The following is a 19,378-nucleotide window of genomic DNA, read 5'->3' on the forward strand; positions in this document are numbered from 1 at the left end:
AAGAAATTTCACAAAACAGCTGCTAATAATACTCAAAAGTATGTAAGGTTAAATTAGACCTCTGGATTTGTAAGACTAAATTAGACAGTTTTATAAATAGGGGTCTAATTTACTTTTACAATTAAACATTTAATTCAAATCCTCTGAGCAATCCTCGCCTTGTCCTTCTTTTTTACTAAATTTCTGATATAATGTATAAGGTAAAACAAATCATATTAGGAGGGTTTTTATATGCCATTAGTAACGAGTAAAGAGTTGTTCAAACAAGCCTATGAGAAAGGATATGCCATAGGAGCTTTCAATGTCAATAATATGGAAATTATTCAAGGGATTGTATCTGCGGCAAAGGAAGAAAAATCACCATTAATCTTGCAGGTCTCCGCCGGAGCTAGAAAATATGCCAATCCTATTTACTTAAAAAAATTGGTGGAGTCCGCTGTTGAAGATACAGATCTCCCCATAGTACTTCACTTGGATCATGGCGAAGATTTTGAAATTTGTAAACAGTGTATCGATGATGGCTTTACTTCTGTAATGATTGATGCTTCTCATCTTCCCTTTGAAGAAAACATCGCCTTAACAAAAAAAGTTGTGGATTATGCACACCCTCGTGGAGTAGTAGTTGAAGCGGAACTTGGTAAACTTGCAGGCATTGAGGACAACATCTCCGTAGATGCTAAGGATGCCACCTATACCAACCCTGAAGAGGCTAGAGAATTTGTTGAAAAAACCGGTGTGGACTCCTTAGCCATTGCCATCGGAACCAGTCACGGCGCATACAAATTTAAAGGGAAACCAGAGTTGGATTTCGAACGATTAAAAAAGATTTCAAAACTGTTACCGGGATTTCCTTTGGTTCTCCATGGGGCAAGCACGGTACTATCAGAATACGTAGAGGCCTGCAATAAATTCGGCGGAGATATTCCCGGCGCCCAGGGAGTTCCTGAGGAAATGATTAAAGAAGCAGCCAAACACGGAGTTTGTAAAGTAAACATTGATACCGACTTACGACTTGCTATGACCTCAGCGATCCGTAAACATCTTCATGATAACCCCTCCAATTTTGACCCCCGAAAATATTTAGGGGAGGGTCGAAAAGCTGTTGAGAATATGGTAAAGCATAAAATCGGCAATGTCCTGGGCAGCAGTGACCAAATCTAAAGTTCACTTTATGGGAGCTAATCGGTTTCAACGTTATGTAGTTCTAGTGAGCAATAAATCGAATTATGATATAATAGCAAAAGCATAAGTAAGTGAAACTTAAAATAAGGTCTCCTTAATTTAAAGGGGACCTTATTCTATTATTAATACCGGGTTAAAATTCAAATAATCGCTGGATGCTAAAACATATTTTATCCCATTATACTCTCCTTTATGAGAAGCATCAAAAGATTCCGTCCCATGCAAGTGTCCATACACTACATAGTCTACTTCGAAGTCCTCCAGTACTTCAATAAACCCTGTAGTTTCCTTCAATTCATTTGTCGGAGGATAATGCAGCATAACTATTACCTTTTGGTTTCCATCCTTCTTTTCCTTTGCGGCTTCAAACAAAGACCTTTTCAAACGCTGGATTTCACGGAAATATATTTTTTGATCCTGTTCCGTAAAAGAGCGGTCATTAGGAGAAATCCACCCCCGGGTACCGGTGATGATCGCATCTTCATATGTAAAGCAGTTGTTTTGAACAAAAAATAAATTCTTGAATCTACGATTCATTTTTTTAATAGAACTCCACCAAAAATCATGGTTTCCCCGGATAATGAATTTTTGTCCCGGAAGTTGATCAAGCCACATTAAATCCATCTCCGCCTCGGCAAATTTCATGGCCCATGAAATATCCCCCGGGATCAATACACCATCACTTACCTTGACTTTTTTTAACCAATTTTCTTCTATTTTCTTTTTATGGTCGGCCCATTGATCACCAAAAATATCCATAGGTTTGGATCCGTCTCCACTTAAATGAAGATCTCCAATCGCATATATACTCATAGCAACACCTTTTCAATAGTTTCATTGTTTATCCTTAAATCCATCTCACAATTAAATTCAGGTTAATCATAGGCTTGGTACTTGGCCATAAACTCATCGATTTCCTTCGATAGTTCCTTTAGGCCTGCCATTTCCACCTTATCCCATAATTTATTGAATCGTTCTTGGAATTTATCTGCTTCTTTAAACAACCCCGCTGACTCTAATCGATCAATATTACTTAGAATATTTGAGACCGTACTTGAACGAATTTCGAACATTTTTTGGGCCTGTCGGATTTCATGGCGGATTTGTGACATTTCTTGGTCTAATTGAAAGGCTGCATCCGCAGCATTTTTTAATCTTAGTTGAATCGGGTCCGGGATTTGTCTTTTATACTTGTACTTTAAACTATGTTCAATGGTTGCCCAAAAGTTCATAGCTAAGGTTCTTATTTGGATTTCCGCTAAAATATTTTTATTTCCGAATGCAGTCTGAATCGGGTATTCAATAATTACATGATAGCTTCGGTAACCGCTGTCTTTATAGTTGGTAATGTAATCCTTTACCCCTACTACTTTCAAGTCTTTTCCATCTCTCTCACTGATATAATCCACAACCGTGTAAATATCTTCCACGAATTGACACATAATCCGAATTCCTGCAATATCTTCAATTTCTTTATCGATATTCTCCATATCCACTTCCAAGCGCTTGGATTTCTCTAAAATACTCGAGATTTTTTTTACTCGACCAGTCACAAATTCTATGGGAGAGTATTCTCCCATTTTGATCAGTTCGTTTCGAATACTTTTAAATTTAACTTTTAATTCTTCCACAGCGTTCTCATAGGGAATTAAAAACTTCTCCCAATCTATATTTTGCATAGTTCCACCCCATTGTTCATGATCGGAAATCTTTTAATAACTTTTTTATTATATCATCATTCCGCAAAATGTTAAACTCTTAATCCCATAAAGAAGACCGAAAATTCATCTCCGGTCTTCTCCTGAAATTTAGTGATTATAATTTTATCACTCTTTTAGAACAGTCTTATTGTTTGGAAACATACTCAGCCAAATCTAAAATTCGACTGGAGTAGCCCCATTCATTATCATACCAAGAAACCACTTTATAAAGGTTTTTGCCGACTTTCATCGTGGATAAAGTATCCACAATTGAAGAAAGCTCATTCTTTTTATAATCAATGGATACTAAAGGTTCGTCAGATACCCCTAAAATCCCTTTCATACTACCCTGGGACGCCTTTACAAAAGCCTGATTGATCTCTTCCACACTGGGCTCTTCTTTCAGTTGAACCACAAGATCCACAACGGAACCTACAGGCACCGGTACTCTCATGGCCATGCCATCTAGCTTACCCTCCAGAGAAGGTATAACTTTAGTTACAGCCTTCGCTGCGCCCGTAGTCGTAGGAATAATAGACTCATTTGCCGCTCTCGCTCTTCGTAAATCCTTATGGGGAAGATCTAAAATATTCTGATCATTAGTGTAGGCATGAATAGTCGTCATCATTCCCTCTTCAATACCAAACTCATCTTCCAATACCTTCGCTACAGGAGCTAAACAATTGGTGGTACAAGAAGCATTGGAAATAACTTGATGCCGGTCTTTTTGAAACATCTCTTCATTGACTCCCATAACCATAGTTAGTACATCTCCACCTTTTGCCGGTGCAGAAAGAATCACTTTTTTAGCTCCCGCTTCAATATGTTTTAATGCCAACTCTTCCGTCAAAAATACTCCAGTAGACTCCACAACAATCTCTACCCCTAAATCTTTCCAAGGGATTTCTGAAGGATCTCGGTGGGCCGTAAACTTGATTTCTTTATCTCCGATATAAAGCGCATTCTCCGTTGCTTTTACCTTTTCCGGAAACTTTCCATAAATAGAGTCGTATTGAAAAATATGGCTATGTTTCTCTGGACCGCTAGTACTATTGATCGCTACTACCTCCACATCGAAATCCCCTTCTAGAGAAGCTTTCAATACCGCTTTACCTATTCTTCCAAATCCGTTAATTCCAATTTTTGTTTTCATAGTATCTCCTCCTGAAAATATGTTTTTTAGAATCCTTTGTCATTATAATACACTTTATCAATTTATGCCATACTAATGTGAGGATTATACGTAAGAATCATCCTGCTTTCAGTCGATTAATCCATCTTTTTCAGCTTCTTTGAAACCCTCAGAAGTTCTCCTCCCTTCTTAAGCAGGTTTTTATCCGTATTAAGACTTTTCAGCAGTTCGGTTAACCCCCGGTACTTCTTTTCAGAATAAGGAAACCAATTAATTTCCCTGTCATCTTTGCCCTTGTTTACCATCACTGAAGTTTCCAACGAAAAGCTGTAAAGACCTTCAGGACCATGATATTTTCCTATACCGCTGTCTTTTACTCCTCCAAATGGAAGGTCCGGATTCACCACATTACGTACTACATCATTGATCATTACATTGCCTGTAATCAGTTCCCCAGCTATCTTCTCCCCATTTTTTCTGTCCTTCGTCCATATGCTGGCATTGAGACCATATTGGGAGTCGTTGGCAAGTGCCACCCCTTCCTCTTGGGTTTTAAACGTCATGATTGGTAGCACCGGGCCAAAAGTTTCTTCTTGCATGATCTCCATCTCATGGTTTACCCCGGTAAGGACCACAGGATAGAAAAAATTCTTCTCAATTTTTACTGGGGTTTCCAATATTGCGCCCATTTTTACGGCATCTTCAATTTGTTTTTGCACATGCACTATTTGATCCACACTAGTCATGGCACCGATATCATCCTCTTTTGAAGAACCGATATTCAGTTGTTTTACTCTTATTTTTAGTTTTTCCATAAATTCTTCGGCAATTTCTTCCTGAAGGTATAGTCGCTCCACAGAAATACACACTTGGCCGGAATTCACAAAGCCACCGTACAAGGCCCCCTCTACTGCTCGATCAATATTGGCATCTTTCAAAACCAACATAGGGTCTTTGCCACCTAGTTCTAACTCCACTGGGATGAGATGCTTAGAAGCCTGTTCCATAATTTTTTTGCCGGTGGCTACACTGCCGGTGAAAAATATTTTATTCGGTTTTGCTTCAATTAAAGCTGCCCCTACTTCCCGTCCTCCCTGTACAACCTGCACCACCCCTTGAGGAAGACCGGATTCAATCATAATACGGTCGATCAGTGCACCGATGGTTGGTGTGACGTTGGAAGGTTTAATCACCACTGTATTACCTGCAGCAAGGGCTGTGATGATTGGTACCATAGATAGTTGAAAGGGAAAATTCCAGGGAGAAATAATACCTATCACCCCCAAAGGTTTGTAAGTAATATAAGACTCCCCCCCCTGAAAGGTCAGAGGCGTGTCCCGGTTTTTCGGTTTTAAAAAGTCCTCCGTGTTTTTTTCATAATAACGGAGAAATTCTAAAGTGGGCAAAATATCACTCATTAAAGACTCCGTTAACACCTTCCCCGTATCCTTCGAAATGATGTTTGCATACTCATCCAAGTGGTCCATAATATTCTTGCGTATTTTTTTTAAGTACGTCATCCGCTTTTTTATTGAAACTTGTTTCCAATTTTCAAAACTTCTTTGACTATCTTCCACTACTTTTTTGACTTCAACAGGATTACTTCGCTGATATTCACCGACGATCTCTCCTGTTGACGGATTAATTGCTTGTAACGTATCCATTTTCCTCCTCCTTTTTCCCTCGTTACTATATCTTTACCACGAAAATCGAACCTGTAACATTTTTAATATAATATATTCCGGGGAAAACATAAAAATAGGGGTTTCCCCCTATTTTTTATTCTAAGACCGATCAGTCGTTTTTTCTTATTTGATTTCTTGAGTTTTAAAAGGGTTTAGGAATTCAGGAAGGGTTTCCTTCGTCCCGTTAATTGCCACTACAAAGCTGACATTGTATTTCAGTTCTAAATCCATCATTTTATCAAAAAGCTTTTCCAGTTCATCGGTGTTTTTGCCGGTGATCCGGTATAAATTGTCAATAAAAACCCGCTCAATATCGTAATTTGAAGCCACCACACCACTAATAAAACCGATAAACTCTTCCTCCGACTGGATTTGATAATCCCTGATACCAATAAAACGAATTCGGTAATCTACCTGAAACATATTGCTGTTATCAAAATCGATGAAAATATTGTGCCCTTTACTCGTCTCCAAGGCTTCGTTTGCCATGGCCACCAGTTTCTTTGTTTTACCACTGCCCTGCTCTCCTAAAATTATTTCATTCATACGAATACCTCCTTATTATAGTCTATAATCACTTTTATCATTTAACTTTGGTACTACTATATAGTATTCGATATTTTCTGAATTTTTTCCTGCTAAAAAACAAAAATAATTTAAAAAATTTATTTTTGTTTTTCCACTTCTTGTTCGTAGGCTCTACCTCCCAAATAATGAAAAAAATCCCCCTGTTCCATCCCATTTTTTTCCATGGTTTCTTCTATATTGTCCCGAATCTTCCACCAGCTTTGATTCCAGTTTACAAATAAGGAATTTTCCCTGGGAGCTCTTCCCAAAAGTCGTTGGACCACAATCTCCGGGTCCAGATGCCGAAGAAAGGTAATTACTTTCTGTTGATATTCTTCTGCGGTACATATTTCAAATTCTCCTTTTTTATAGGCTTCTCCCATTTGGGTGTGGTCCATTACATAAAGGGCATGAAGCTTCACCTGTTCAACCTTCAAAGCCGAAAGAATCTTAGCATTTTCAATAACATCCCGATCATCGTCCCAGGGAAGATTTAAAATCAGATGAACACAAACTTCAAACCCGAATTTCTTGATCCGTAAAATCCCATCGATGAATTCCGCCAAACCATGTCCCCGTCGGATTTTATCCAAGGTTTTATAATTCACGGTTTGCAGTCCTAACTCCAAGGTGACTTCAACTTGGTAATTTCTTTTGACCTCCGCTAAAAACTCCAGTTGTTCGTCGGTAATGCAGTCCGGTCTAGTGGAGATATCGATTTCCACCACATCATCCACAAGAGCACTTAGAATGTACTTTTGAAAAGTTTCTAAGGGCATATAGGTATTGGTGTAATTTTGAAAATAAGCAATGTATTTCTTGGCTTTATATCGTTTTTTTATAATCTCTTTCCGTTCTTCCAACTGTTTGGGTATATCAATACTGGGAGCACTGCTAAAGCCTGTGCCCACATCGGCACAGAAGGTGCACCCTCCGAGATTATCCTGATTTCGATTCGGGCAGGTCAGGGGTAAATTAATTGATAGTTTATAGACTTTTTCCCCATATTTTTCTTGTAAATAGGTTGAGTATTTTCGAAAAACGCTCATCTGTTACCAACTTTCCATAATGTATTATTCTTCATCCTCGGTGGGTAGTATACGCACTTCTAAGTCATAGCCGACTTTTCTTTTGATTTTTTTTGCCATGGCACTTGCATGATCCTCTTCCTTAGAGCCTCCCAGAATCACTGTAGAAATTTCCTTTTTATTTAAAAAGTCTACTAAGGCTTCCACAACGTCCTCCGATCGAAGAACCGTCATATGAGCTTCGTAGTTTTTAGAGATTTCAAAGAGGTACTCTAAGGCTTCTGCTGCTTGATCGACACCTTTATATTGTTGACCCAAAAGACTCCACCCACCCGGGGATACATTGACCACATACAACTTTTCCTCACCGCTGATGAGTCGGGCTCCTTCTTTTATCAAACGTTCACAGGTTTTTTGTCTGGTAACACATACAAGTATATCTTTTCTTGGCACACCCTAACCTCCTTTACTCCCTAATATTTTATCGCTTTTTCTATCGTCCTTTTATTTTATCATAGAATATCGCGAAAAAGAACTGCTACCGAATTTCTATTTTGATTAGCACTACACCGTCGATAATGGGGAAATTTTTGATTTTTCTCAGCCTAAAATCCACATTTGAATTTCTGTATTCTTTCAAAAGATTTTCAGCTTTCGATGCCATTTCTGAAGTCATGCCTACATCGATTTCCCTTCCCTTTAGACCGGTCTTCTCTGAGGCTAATGAACTATCAAATCCCCCTCAGCTTCCCAAATCTATTACGGTCTCCCTCCACGGATTGCAACAGCCTGTTTAGAATTTCAACAGCAAGCTCCATATCAGCTTCCTCAGGGGGGGGGTTCAGTTCCTCTATGGTATCCCTATGCTGCTTGATTTTTTTTAATAACAGAGCCTCCATCTCCATAAAAGCCTTGATCATGTTCCCTTTCGACTGCAATGTTTCAATAACTTTCAAGAAATGCTTTTTCCATATCTTTTTTCTTTTCTGGCATTAAACCCCTCCATTGAAAAATGTTTTCATACCTTAAAAAGCTTAGTTGCTAATATTTTATTGTCCTCTGTTGTTGAAATTTTATCATATATCATAAAATCTAGCTACTTAGAAAATTGGCTAGTAACGATCAAAAAAAAAGAACCGAGAGATTACTCTCGGTTCTTTTATAGTTTTACTTTCTAGCTGTTCATAGAAAACCTCGTTTGAAATAATTACCATATCATGCTATAGTAACCAGATTATACTATGGTAACCAGCTTTCAATAAGATCCCGGTTATCTTCCATCCAGTCTCTAGCAATCTCTAATTCATCCATGTCTTCTTGATGTTCTTCCATGGCCCCCATAAGATCTCCTAACTGATCACTATCTAAATAGAAGTTCTCTAGGAATTCCACAACTTCCGGCATTTCATCACGCAAGTCATCTCTTACAACGGAATGAATGTTTTCTACCGCTCCATAAACGCCATCAGGATCTTCTAGGAATTTCAGATCCCACTCGGCAAACTTCCAATGAGGTTCCCAGCCAGTTACAACTACCCATTCTTCATCTTCAATAGCTTCACTTAGGGTTGCAGCCATTACCGGTCCGGAGGATTCAACCAAGCTGAAATCTAAACCATACTCATCAATAGCATTTCCCGTGGCTGTCATAATTCCTGCTCCTGGCCCAATTCCGATGATATCTCCATCAAAATTGTCAGCTACATCGTTCATTTCTTCGATACTGTCAATATCTACATACGTAGGAACAACTAAACCGATTCGTGCGCCCTCAAAATTATAACCGAGGTCTTCTACATCATCGCCAAAATTCTCCATATACTCTTCGTGAGTAACCGGTAACCAGGCATCCACAAAAGCATCATAATCGCCTTCGGCTATGGAAGAGAAGATTGGCCCTACATCGGCTACTGTAGACTCCACCTCATAACCCATTTCATCTTCTAAAATTGCATGGGCCAAGTAGTTCATTGCCACACCTTCCGCCCAGTTAACATAACCAAGCTGAACTTGTTCTGCACCGTCTTCTTCATCGCATGCGGTAAAAGCAAACATGGACAAAGCTAAAACAGCAACTAAAGTAATAATAGTAATTTTTTTCTTCATAACTCACATTCCTCCTATTTTTTTATTTATTTGAACTGGAATCTCCAAGGGCTTGGGTAACTCGGTCTAAAATCATTGCGAGAATTACCACTGCTAGACCCCCTTCAAATCCTTGTCCAATACGTAAATTTTGAATCCCTGAATATACAGGGCTTCCTAAACCTTGCGCTCCGATCATTGCAGAAATAACTACCATGGATAGTGCAAGCATTATCGTTTGGTTAATACCTGCTAGAATCGTCGGAAGAGCGATCGGTAGTTGGATTTTAAATAGCATTTGCTTTGGTGTGGATCCGAAAGATCTTCCCGCTTCTTCCACATTCACGGGCACTTGACGAATTCCAAGATTGGTCAATCTTACGACCGGGGGCATGGAGAAAATAATTGTTGCCACCGCTCCCGGAACTTTCCCCAGTCCAAAGAAGAACACTGCCGGAATCAAATATACAAAGGCCGGCATGGTCTGCATAAAATCCAGAACCGGTCGAATAAGATTATCCGCTTTGTGACTCCTGGAAGCTATAATTCCCAAGGGAATTCCAATAATTAACGCAATTATGGCAGATACCAATACCAAAGACAAGGTCTCCACGGCATTCATCCAAAGCCCCATGGCATCAATCAATATAAGACCTACCAAAGTGAATACCCCTATTCCCTTTCCTGCGGCTTTCCAAGCAAGCAGAGCAAGAATCACAATAGTAACGATGGCCGGAGCAAATCCGATTACGAACTCAAAGGCACTAATTAGACTGTCCAGCAACCAACTGATTCCGTCAAACACCGGACCCAGATTGTCCCTTAAAAATCGTACAAGGCTGTCAAATAAATCTCCTATTGGAAAATTAAACATCGTTATTACCTCCTTCTCCCATGATACCGGAAATAACCGCTACTCGAACAATTATACCGAGGAAACGATTATCCTCATCCACAACAGCTATGGGATATTTAGCATCCGTGGCCCGTGGCAGTAGGTCTATAATCAACTCATCCGGTCCGGCAGTAGGATAGTTAGCGTGAATTATTGATTCAATTGATTTTTCTCCTTTGTCCGAAAGTTTCATGGCATCTTCAATATCTACAATTCCTTTTAGCTTTCGAGCTTTATCCACGACAAAAATACTTGAAATATTCTCGTTTTTCATTTTCCGCACAGCCGATTTCGGTCCGTCTTTGGTATCTACTACTGCATCCGCTTTACGCATAATGGACTCGGCTTTAATGACCTTGGATCGGTCCACATTTTCCACAAAGTCTCGTACGTAGTCATTGGCAGGTTCCGTTAATATTCCTTCAGGTGTGCCAATTTGAACGACCTCTCCATCTTTCATAACCGCGATACGATCTCCGATTTTTAGGGCTTCATCCAAATCATGGGTGATAAAAATAATCGTTTTTTGCATTTTTTCCTGTAACATTAAAAGTTCATCTTGCATATCCTTTCGAATTAGCGGGTCCAAAGCGGAAAAGGCTTCATCCATTAAAAGTATCTCAGGATCCGTGGCTAAGGCTCTGGCTAATCCTACCCGCTGCTGCATTCCACCACTTAGTTGGCTGGGCTTGCTTTCTTCATACCCTTTCAATCCAACAAGTTCTAGGGCTTCATAGGCTTTTTCCCTTCGTTTTTCAGGATCTACACCCTGTACTTCTAATCCATACTCTACATTAGCACAAACGGTTCGATGAGGAAACAAACCAAAATTCTGAAAAACCATCCCCATCTTCGTTCGTCGAATTTCCCGAAGTTTTTCCTGGTCCACCTTCGTAATTTCTTCATCATCCACATACACTTCCCCAAATGAGGGTTCAATCAAGCGGTTTAGACAACGAATCAATGTAGATTTTCCACTTCCCGACAGTCCCATAACCACAAAGGTCTCTCCCTTTTCAATAGCCATGGATGCGTCTTTCACCCCGATGGTGTTTCCGGTTTTTTCTAAAATTTCATCTTTAGACATTCCTTGCTTTGACAATTCCAAACCTTTCTTTGGATTCGGCCCAAAGATTTTATATAGATTTTTAATTTCTACATGAGCCATATACATCCTCCTTCACTATTTAGTTTTATTCATAATCATTAACGCCTATGCGCACGCTCTAATTTTTTTAACCAGTCAATTTTACCAGTCAATAAGATAAAGTATAAATGCAAAAAATACTTCTTATGCCCTAAGACCTATGCGCGACATGTTTATGATTATAACATACTGTATATAAAAATCAATTTTTTGAACGATTAAATAAAATTCAAAATAAACTGAAAACCTCTATAACTGTTCCATTAATAGTCTCGAAAGCTTTTTTATAAACAAAAAGTTTTTCCGTATAATTTTTTTAAAAGATCAAATTACAACCTAAAGTAACTCCATACTTATTTATAACCCCTTTTGGTGTTTTTAAACATCAATAAGAAATTTAGTTTATGCTGTTTAAAAGTAAGAAAACCGGTAACATATTAAAGAGCTGTATGAAATGGATCCCGATGTTGAAAAGTAGGAGGCTGTATATGAATCCCTATCTGCAATGGAACCTATCTTATATACTTTTTTATTCAATTACGGCACTTTGGCTTCTAGAGTTGATTCTTTTCCCCTCTAAAAACAAGAGTCAGGATTACAAAGAACAGCGATCATTTTATATGCTTTTGTTAACCATTGTATCAAATGTTTTCATCACTTTATTATTCACTTATTACAGAGTCTTTCAAATTCAAGAATCTCCATGGAATTCTTTGCAGTCTTTAGGTCTGATTTTTTGTTTTGGAGGCATTGTCCTTCGCTATACCTCAAGACTCCTGCCAGATAAGTCTTTCAATCGGGTTGCTCCTATGGATAAAACCCAGGTACCGTTCAGACAGGGTCCCTATCGAGTTCTAAGACACCCTTTATATTTAGGACTTTTTCTTTTGGTTCTAGGTGTACCTACTTTTTTCAAAAATCCGGTAGCGATGTCTTTTACGGTTTTCTCCATGGCTCGGGTGCTTAATCGACGGATGGAATTGAAGGAAAAAAATATGGAAATGCTTCTTGGTGAAACCTACCGGCAATGGAAAAAACGTCGTTACCGTTTTATTCCATTCATTTATTAGAAGTTATCACAATGACAAAAAAATACTACAAATCCCCCTGCTTTTATGGTAATCTTTTGTAAGTAGCTCAATACAGCCACTTGAATTTTACTAATTCCGATGTATAAAGGCTGAAAAGGATGAAAGGAGAGAAAAATGCCCTATTTTATCGCATATCTCGAAACCCGGGATGAAAAAAAAGATGTAGAAGTTCTAGAGGAGCACAAAGCATATCTACAAAAGTATTTAAATGAGGGGAAAATTTTTGCAAAAGGACCTTTTTTAGATCATACCGGAGGACTGATCATTTACAAAACCGATACCGAAGAAGAGGCTCTGGAAATTGCTAAGAATGATCCGGTAATACGAGAGGGTTCCCGAAAAATGATATTTAAAGCATGGAAAAGCACCTTATCAGAGTAAGGTGCTTTTTTTAATTTTATTCATGTCGTTGTTTTTTTTATTAACTCAAATCCATTATTTAATGGTATTCTTACTTTCTCCATTAACGTCTGCTTTAGAAATTAATTCTTGTATCACTTCTTCCGCTTTAGCATCTATAGACCGAATATGAAGATCTCTCTGAGGAAAAGGTATTTCGATTTTTTCCTCCTGAAACGCTTTGAAAAGCATAAACCTAATAGCCGATTTGATTTTCATTTCATTTTTCGGGTTTTCGATCCAAATTAACAATACAAAATCTAAAGAAGAGTCTCCATAATCTAAGAACCCTACTGCAGGTTCTGGATCAATCAGTATATCGGAAAATTCTCTTGTTATATCCTCCGCTACTTTTAACGCCACATCGCGAACATGAAAAACATCCGAGTTGTAGGATACCCCGAAATTCACCCGGAGTCTAAGACGTAAGTCTTCCGCCGAACGGTTCATTACTTTCTCCTCTAGAAAAAAAGAGTTTGGGATAATAATGTGTTCATTGTCCAAAGTTTTTACAATGGTAGCTCGCATTTTGATCTGTACCACATCACCGATTATCTCTTCTATTAACACCCTATCTCCCACTTTAATCGGACGCTCAAAAAGAATAATGAGACCAGAGATAAAGTTTGAAGCAATGTTTTGCATTCCAAAACCGATACCTACACCGACGATGCTAGCAAATACCGTAAGGGTACTAAGGTTAATTCCCAAAGTGCTAAGACTGATGAAAACTGCTAAGAACATAATTAAATAATGAACAACACTGTTTAACGTAAACCGTGTTCCCTTTTCCAGCTGATATTTTTCATAGATGCTTCGAAGAATATAGCGCTTAAATACCATAGAGAAACGGTAAGCAAATATTATGATAAATAGAGCCATCAAAATTAAAAATAAAGATATTCCGGATCCACCGACTTCAAATACTTGGCTGAACAGCCAAGCGCTTTCTCCGAAGTATATCGGAATAATGATAATGATAGCCAAGAATACCACAGCATTCAATAGGGTATTGAAAATTCCGATGATTTCTTTTTTTTGATAAAAGATTTTACCAATAAGTTTTATCAGGAGCCATTTTATTAGATAGATCGCCGTTACGGAACCAAGAACCACTACAAAGTCCCACATAAAGCTCAAAGTATCTTCGATTGCAATTGGATCTCCTATGGGTGAGGACATGAACAAACTCATTGCGAGAACACCCCCTTTTAATTCTTATTTCGCCGTTGGCGATAACGATGCATTTTTTCTTCGTCTTTTTTTTCTAATCCCCGCTCCCCCGCCAAAGACTCAATGTGATGGGTGAACTCATGAAGGAGTGTATCCTTTAACTTTTTTCTTAAAATATGGATTGGTGCTTTAGGATACATTTTTTTAAAAGAACCATAGTATATCAGTATTTTCCGTCCCATTGCATTTCGGTGATATTCTCCCATAATATAAAGATTCCCGGCTTCCTTGCTTTCCCGATGTTTTTTTTCCTCCGGAATTAAAATAATTCCCCCGTGAAGTTCCCGGTAAAAGGCCTCAGGGACTTCCTCTGCAATTTCATCCAACATCTCCCGTGTTTCTTCAAAGGATGGAAATTCACTCATTTTCCTCCTCCTCTCTTTTGCAATCTATATTTCCAAATCACTATTTATCAAATTTATAACCGAAAATTAATAGGCTATTTTTTGTACCAGGGGGTCCGACCCTGTGGTACACTTTCTGTGGTACACTTTGTACCTAGGATACCAAGAAGTTAGAGCCTGCTGACAAGTTTTTAATTGCTCTTACGATTCCTCAACTTCTTTTGGTAAACTCCAGTCAATAGGGTCTATGCCTTCTTTTATTAACAGTTCATTGGTTCGAGAGAACACCCGACTTCCGAAAAAACCTTTTCTTGCGGAAAAGGGACTGGGATGAGGAGATTCTAAAACATAGTGCCACGAATTTGTTACAAGTTTTTTCTTTTCTTGGGCGTGGCGTCCCCATAGAATAAAAACCACAGGAGCTTTTCGTTGATTCAGGAGACTAATAACATGGTTAGTGAACCTCTCCCACCCTTTGTTTTTATGGGAATAGGGCTCTCCCTTTCGAACCGTTAACACCGTATTTAGCAGTAGCACCCCTTCTTCCGCCCAACTTTTCAAATAGCCATGGTCCGGTATTGGAATACCCAGGTCTTCCTGTAACTCTTTATAAATGTTTTGAAGACTGGGAGGTTTTTTAATCCCCGGTCTTACAGAAAAACTTAACCCATGGGCCTGTCCTTCCCCATGATAGGGATCCTGACCGATAATTACGGCTTTTGTTCCTTGATAAGCGGTTAAACGCAAAGCATTATAAACATCCTCTTTCGGAGGATAAACCTTATACTCTCGATATTCCTCCCTTAAAAAGTTTTGCAGCTTCCGGTAGTAGTCCTGTTTAAATTCCTTTTCCAACAAGAGTTGCCAGTCATTTTTCAAGCTCTCCAATAATAACACCATCCTTTACATCCATTCTTATCCTTAATTAAGATTTTATATCACTAATTGTACCACACCTATAAAAATCTACCTATCAATCCTTTAAATCCTTGTAGCATTATTCTCTATGAGAATCTTGTTGATAATCTTATGTTTTCGAAGCATTTTTACGGGTATAGATGAGTTAGTTTTAAATCTTTCATTGATTTTAACCTTCATAGAAAGGAGCTTGCAAAATGAGCAGAGTACCCATGAAAGAACTGGAAGAAAAAACTTTACAACTTTTGAAGGATCGAGGAGTTGATCTCTCTTCCATAGCCGAACTGGTGCTAAATTTACAAAAGCCTTATCAAAAGAACTTAACTTTGGAGGTTTGCCTTGAAAATGTCCAGGCGGTTCTCGAAAAAAGAGAGGTTGCTCATGCGGTATTAACCGGTGTGGCCTTGGATCAATTAGCCGAAGAAAATAAACTTCCTCAGCCACTGCAGTCTATTGTTGAGAGCGATGAAGGCTTATACGGAATAGATGAAATATTGCCCCTTTCTATAGTGAATTTATACGGCACCATTGGGCTGACCAGTTACGGCTATTTGGATAAAGAAAAAGTTGGGATCATCAAACAACTTGACACTGTCAAGGATGGGAAAATCCATACTTTCATGGATGATTTAGTCGCTGCAATCGCAGCAGCTGCAGCCAGTCGAATAGCCCATGACCAAGCGTAAATCCTCCATTGAGTGGATTTATATACTCCTTCAGAAAGAGCCCTCCGGCAATAATAGCCGGAGGGCTCTTTCCTTAACTAATTTTCAACTTGTATCCATATCCTTTTACAATTTAATTTTGTTTAGTCATAAATCCTAATAGTCATCATCTGTCTGCCGAATCGCAATGCTTCCGATCGACTTTCATAAGCCAGATCAATTTTATTGCCTTTGATGGCTCCGCCGGTATCCGCGGCAATACCGTAACCATAGCCGGGAACATAGAGTTTTGTCCCTAAAGGGATCACTCTCGGATCCACAGCAATAATTCCGTGACGGAGACGCTCACCGGTTGCTGTAATATTTCCTACACCCGGGTCCTGAGAGGTATATGCCGTAGCTTCCACCCTTAAGCTTCGAGTCGCCTCACTTCCCCCACGACTAACTACCGGGGCAGGTTCCGGTTTTGGTGCTTTCGTACCAATTTTAACTACACGGTTAACAGGCTCTTTGGTTACTTCCTCGGATAACACTTTCCGATCAGCTTCTTCTCCATCTTCATAAGTAATTTGTATTTCGTATTCCTTTAGTCCCTTTTCCCCTTCCTTATCTACTCGGGTTTTACCTTTATCAAGATTTTCATCATTTTTTCGAAGGGTTTTAAAATCAATTTCCTCCGTCTCCGTAATTACTTCTTTTTCCACACGAATAATTTCGATCGTTAAGTCTTCCTCAATAGCATCTTCCAAGTCATGATTAATTTTATCTTTTTCTTCCAACTCCACGTCCGCTTTATTTAGTACCTCTTCTACGGTGTCTTTGGTGGTCATTAATTCGATTACTTCTCCGTCTACATGAATCTCACAGGGCACCGCTCGGGTAATCTCAATTTCCATTCCCTCTTCTAAGGCAACATCCATGGCGGGAGTCACCTTATCATCAGGACGGATGAGGATCTCAGCTTCGATTAACGCTTCCTCTACGGTGCTAACCGGGGTTAATAAAGTTTGGGTATCATCCTCATCAACAATTTTGATATTTTGTGCCCGAATCACTTCAATGGTCATTTCATCTACTACCGAGGTATTAAGTCCCGGCTCGATCCGGTCTTCCTCAATATAGTCCACTTCAGCTTCTTTCAACACTTCTTTTACCGTTTCTTTACGAGTCCCCACTTCTAGGGTTTCTTCTCCGTCTTCAATAAAAACTTTATTGATTGTGGACATGTACCCTACCGCTGTAATGGATAGTATCAAAACCGCTATTCCTAGGAAAAGTAGCTTTTGTTTGTGTGCTTTAAGTTGTTCTTTGTTTAAAATCTTTTTCATTATATAACCTCCTTGGTCGGTTGGTAATTTCCCCTACCTCGTTCGGTCATGAATTTCTTCTGTCACTTTCTCGAAATACAGGATACAAAACTTTCATCCATTCTATCATTGTTTTTTGAAAGATGCCACTAATTTTTTGCCTTTTTTATTTAACTTTTTCCCTCCTGCACTTGGAAACTGTTTTTGCAGTTTTCCCCAAGATTACATCAACAAAATATATTAGGCATCAATTAATAAATAATAGGTTCTATATACTAACCCGGTTTTAAGTAATGGTATTTATGAGCTATGAATCTTCGGATTATAAAATAAGGATAAAAATAAAAAGCACCGATTGGAGTAATGAATCCCGTCGGTACTTTCCATGGGTTTTATTCGTGCCGTTACCAATTTCTTTAATACTGATATATTTTTTGGTATTTCTCATCAAGATAAGAAAGATAGGGTTTTACCGTAAGTCCTTCGCCGGTGATTTCTTCAATCAGTTCCTCCGCGGTTCGTAAACTGCCCCGGTGATGAACTTTTTTGACCATCCATTCTTTGATCGGTGCAAAATTTTGATGTTCTATATGGGAATTAAACTCCGGCACATCTTCCTGTAAAGTCTTAGTCAATTGAAGGGCATAAAGGTTCCCTAGAGCATAGGTAGGAAAATAGCCGATCATTCCCCCTGCCCAGTGCATATCCTGCAGTACCCCCTCCCGATTATCCCTAGGTTTAATTCCTAGAATATCTTCCATCTTTTCATTCCATCGCTCGGGGAGTTCCTCGACGGAAATTTTTCCTCCAATCAAATCCTTTTCCAGTTCATAACGAAGGATAATATGAAGACTATAGGTTAGCTCGTCGGCTTCCACACGGATCATGGAAGGTTCCACAATATTAATGTACTCCACCATTTCTTCCAAACTTACATTCTTTACCTCTTCTTGAAAAAGCTCTTGAAATTCCGGAAGCAATCCCTTCCAGAAAAATTCACTGCGTCCCACAACATTTTCCCAGAAACGGGATTGAGATTCATGCATTCCCGTGGATGCCGCAGAGCCTGCTGAGGTTTTGAACAGCTCCATGGGAATGTTTTGTTCATACATCCCATGCCCGCCCTCATGGATGGTTCCAAATAAAGCGGTTTTGAAGAAATCCTCCTGATAGCGGGTGGTTACCCGTACATCTTTAGGGTTCAGTCCGATGGTAAAGGGATGTATACTCTCATCCAATCGACCGCACTCAAAATCATAGCCAATTTTCTTAAGTATTTTTTCACTTAGAATTTTCTGTTTTTCCACCGGAAGCTTTACGGATTCCAGTCGTTTGTTCGGTTTTTTTGAAGCATTTTGGATCTTGTTTAAAATATTTAAAACGCCTTCCTTCAATTCCCCAAAGATAGCATCCAGTTTCTCTACGGTCATACCTTCCTCAAAGCGATCCAGTAAAGCGTTATAAGCATGGCCTTCGTAACCTAAACGTTCTGACATCCTTCGGTTGAAATCCACAATTTTCTCCAAATAAGGCCGGAAGATTTCAAAATCATCGTCGGCTTTCGCCTTTTCCCAAATGTTTTGAGCCCTCGAGGTGAGGATTACATAGTCCCGATACTCTTCTTCAGGAATTTTTTGAAACTTTTCCAAGTGTTTTACATCCTTTTCGATGCTCTTTTGATATTTTTCCGGTAATTCATTATAATACTTCTCCCTAGAAAACTCCCCCAGAAGATGTTGCATTTCCGGTGACACAGACATTTTAAAAGCTTCTGTGGATAGAGTTCCCAAGGCTTCTGAGCGGATATTCCTTCCCTCTTTCGGCGCATAGGTAGCCATGTCCCAGTGGGCAAGCCCTGCCATCTCCCGATAATGCTGGATTTTACTTGAAATTTCCATATAGCGTTTCAATAGTTCCTGAAGCTGATTTTCTTCCTTTTGGTTGTCTTCTTTTTTCATCGGATCGCTCCTCTCAAATAAATTTATTTGACCATATAATTA

General features: G+C 39.0%; 20 protein-coding genes. 4 read left to right on the forward strand and 16 right to left on the reverse strand.

The genetic code is table 11. The annotated features are described in order from the left end of the window. Nucleotides 1–231 precede the first annotated feature (231 nt). Nucleotides 232–1,161, forward strand: coding sequence for a class II fructose-1,6-bisphosphate aldolase (fba, locus tag ISALK_RS12465; protein WP_160722806.1), 930 nt, complete (start codon nt 232–234; stop codon nt 1,159–1,161). A gap of 132 nt (nt 1,162–1,293) precedes the next feature. Here the strand turns inward: fba and ISALK_RS12470 are convergent, their stop codons facing one another. The 11 genes from ISALK_RS12470 to ISALK_RS12520 all read right to left on the reverse strand — a co-directional run bounded on the left by ISALK_RS12470 (nt 1,294) and on the right by ISALK_RS12520 (nt 11,442). After that, nucleotides 1,294–1,995: a metallophosphoesterase gene (locus ISALK_RS12470; RefSeq protein ID WP_160722808.1), complete on the reverse strand. Its 702-nt coding sequence runs from the start codon at nt 1,993–1,995 to the stop codon at nt 1,294–1,296. A 62-nt stretch (nt 1,996–2,057) separates the two neighbouring features. Beyond that, the gene (gene yjbM, locus ISALK_RS12475; RefSeq protein ID WP_160722810.1) at nt 2,058–2,861 is read right to left on the reverse strand and encodes a GTP diphosphokinase; all 804 of its coding nucleotides are present in this window, start codon (nt 2,859–2,861) and stop codon (nt 2,058–2,060) included. A gap of 166 nt (nt 2,862–3,027) precedes the next feature. Further along, nucleotides 3,028–4,035, reverse strand: a complete 1,008-nt coding sequence (gene gap, locus ISALK_RS12480; protein WP_160722811.1) for a type I glyceraldehyde-3-phosphate dehydrogenase — start codon at nt 4,033–4,035, stop codon at nt 3,028–3,030. A gap of 116 nt (nt 4,036–4,151) precedes the next feature. Further along, complete coding sequence (locus tag ISALK_RS12485; protein WP_160722813.1) at nt 4,152–5,678, reverse strand: aldehyde dehydrogenase family protein; 1,527 nt, start codon at nt 5,676–5,678, stop codon at nt 4,152–4,154. A gap of 144 nt (nt 5,679–5,822) precedes the next feature. Further along, on the reverse strand, nt 5,823–6,245 hold the full coding sequence (locus ISALK_RS12490) for an AAA family ATPase (protein WP_160722815.1): 423 nt from the start codon (nt 6,243–6,245) through the stop codon (nt 5,823–5,825). Between the two features lie 119 nt (nt 6,246–6,364). Beyond that, complete coding sequence (mnmL, locus tag ISALK_RS12495; RefSeq protein ID WP_160722817.1) at nt 6,365–7,315, reverse strand: tRNA modification radical SAM protein MnmL/YtqA; 951 nt, start codon at nt 7,313–7,315, stop codon at nt 6,365–6,367. A 24-nt stretch (nt 7,316–7,339) separates the two neighbouring features. Continuing rightward, nucleotides 7,340–7,747 (reverse strand): universal stress protein, encoded by a 408-nt coding sequence (locus ISALK_RS12500; protein WP_160722819.1) that lies wholly within the window; start codon nt 7,745–7,747, stop codon nt 7,340–7,342. Between the two features lie 278 nt (nt 7,748–8,025). Beyond that, nucleotides 8,026–8,250 (reverse strand): hypothetical protein, encoded by a 225-nt coding sequence (locus ISALK_RS12505; protein WP_160722821.1) that lies wholly within the window; start codon nt 8,248–8,250, stop codon nt 8,026–8,028. 283 nt (nt 8,251–8,533) lie between these two features. Next, nucleotides 8,534–9,400: a glycine betaine ABC transporter substrate-binding protein gene (locus tag ISALK_RS12510; protein ID WP_160722823.1), complete on the reverse strand. Its 867-nt coding sequence runs from the start codon at nt 9,398–9,400 to the stop codon at nt 8,534–8,536. Nucleotides 9,401–9,422: 22 nt separating this feature from the next. Continuing rightward, nucleotides 9,423–10,253 (reverse strand): ABC transporter permease, encoded by an 831-nt coding sequence (locus ISALK_RS12515; protein ID WP_160722825.1) that lies wholly within the window; start codon nt 10,251–10,253, stop codon nt 9,423–9,425. Further along, nucleotides 10,246–11,442, reverse strand: a complete 1,197-nt coding sequence (locus ISALK_RS12520) for a quaternary amine ABC transporter ATP-binding protein (protein WP_160722827.1) — start codon at nt 11,440–11,442, stop codon at nt 10,246–10,248. Before ISALK_RS12520 ends, ISALK_RS12515 begins: the two co-directional genes overlap by 8 nt. 467 nt (nt 11,443–11,909) lie before the next feature. Between ISALK_RS12520 and ISALK_RS12525 the strand changes: the two genes are divergently transcribed. Beyond that, complete coding sequence (locus tag ISALK_RS12525; protein ID WP_160722829.1) at nt 11,910–12,491, forward strand: methyltransferase family protein; 582 nt, start codon at nt 11,910–11,912, stop codon at nt 12,489–12,491. Nucleotides 12,492–12,626: 135 nt separating this feature from the next. After that, entirely contained in the window at nt 12,627–12,893 is a 267-nt protein-coding gene (locus ISALK_RS12530; RefSeq protein WP_160722831.1) for a YciI family protein, read from the forward strand. A gap of 54 nt (nt 12,894–12,947) precedes the next feature. On the opposite strand, the gene ISALK_RS12535 is transcribed toward ISALK_RS12530, so the two are convergent. The 3 genes from ISALK_RS12535 to ISALK_RS12545 form a co-directional block, all read right to left on the reverse strand. Further along, complete coding sequence (locus ISALK_RS12535) at nt 12,948–14,105, reverse strand: mechanosensitive ion channel family protein (RefSeq protein WP_160722833.1); 1,158 nt, start codon at nt 14,103–14,105, stop codon at nt 12,948–12,950. A 17-nt stretch (nt 14,106–14,122) separates the two neighbouring features. Next, on the reverse strand, nt 14,123–14,509 hold the full coding sequence (locus tag ISALK_RS12540) for a metallopeptidase family protein (protein ID WP_160722835.1): 387 nt from the start codon (nt 14,507–14,509) through the stop codon (nt 14,123–14,125). A gap of 180 nt (nt 14,510–14,689) precedes the next feature. Then, nucleotides 14,690–15,388 (reverse strand): uracil-DNA glycosylase, encoded by a 699-nt coding sequence (locus tag ISALK_RS12545; protein ID WP_160722837.1) that lies wholly within the window; start codon nt 15,386–15,388, stop codon nt 14,690–14,692. Nucleotides 15,389–15,603: 215 nt separating this feature from the next. Here ISALK_RS12545 and ISALK_RS12550 point away from each other — a divergent pair, with 215 nt between their 5' ends. Further along, on the forward strand, nt 15,604–16,092 hold the full coding sequence (locus ISALK_RS12550; RefSeq protein WP_160722839.1) for a phosphatidylglycerophosphatase A family protein: 489 nt from the start codon (nt 15,604–15,606) through the stop codon (nt 16,090–16,092). A gap of 122 nt (nt 16,093–16,214) precedes the next feature. Here ISALK_RS12550 and ISALK_RS12555 read toward each other — a convergent pair whose 3' ends face one another. Together ISALK_RS12555 and ISALK_RS12560 are read right to left on the reverse strand one after the other, a co-directional pair. Beyond that, nucleotides 16,215–17,399 carry a G5 and 3D domain-containing protein gene (locus ISALK_RS12555; RefSeq protein WP_160722841.1) on the reverse strand — a complete coding sequence of 395 codons (1,185 nt, stop codon included), beginning with the start codon at nt 17,397–17,399 and terminating at the stop codon, nt 16,215–16,217. 395 nt (nt 17,400–17,794) lie between these two features. After that, the gene (locus ISALK_RS12560) at nt 17,795–19,336 is read right to left on the reverse strand and encodes a carboxypeptidase M32 (RefSeq protein ID WP_160722843.1); all 1,542 of its coding nucleotides are present in this window, start codon (nt 19,334–19,336) and stop codon (nt 17,795–17,797) included. Between the last annotated feature and the right edge of the window lie 42 nt (nt 19,337–19,378).

Origin of the sequence: Isachenkonia alkalipeptolytica (assembly GCF_009910325.1) — a bacterium.
GTDB classification, from domain to species: domain Bacteria; phylum Bacillota; class Clostridia; order Peptostreptococcales; family T1SED10-28; genus Isachenkonia; species Isachenkonia alkalipeptolytica.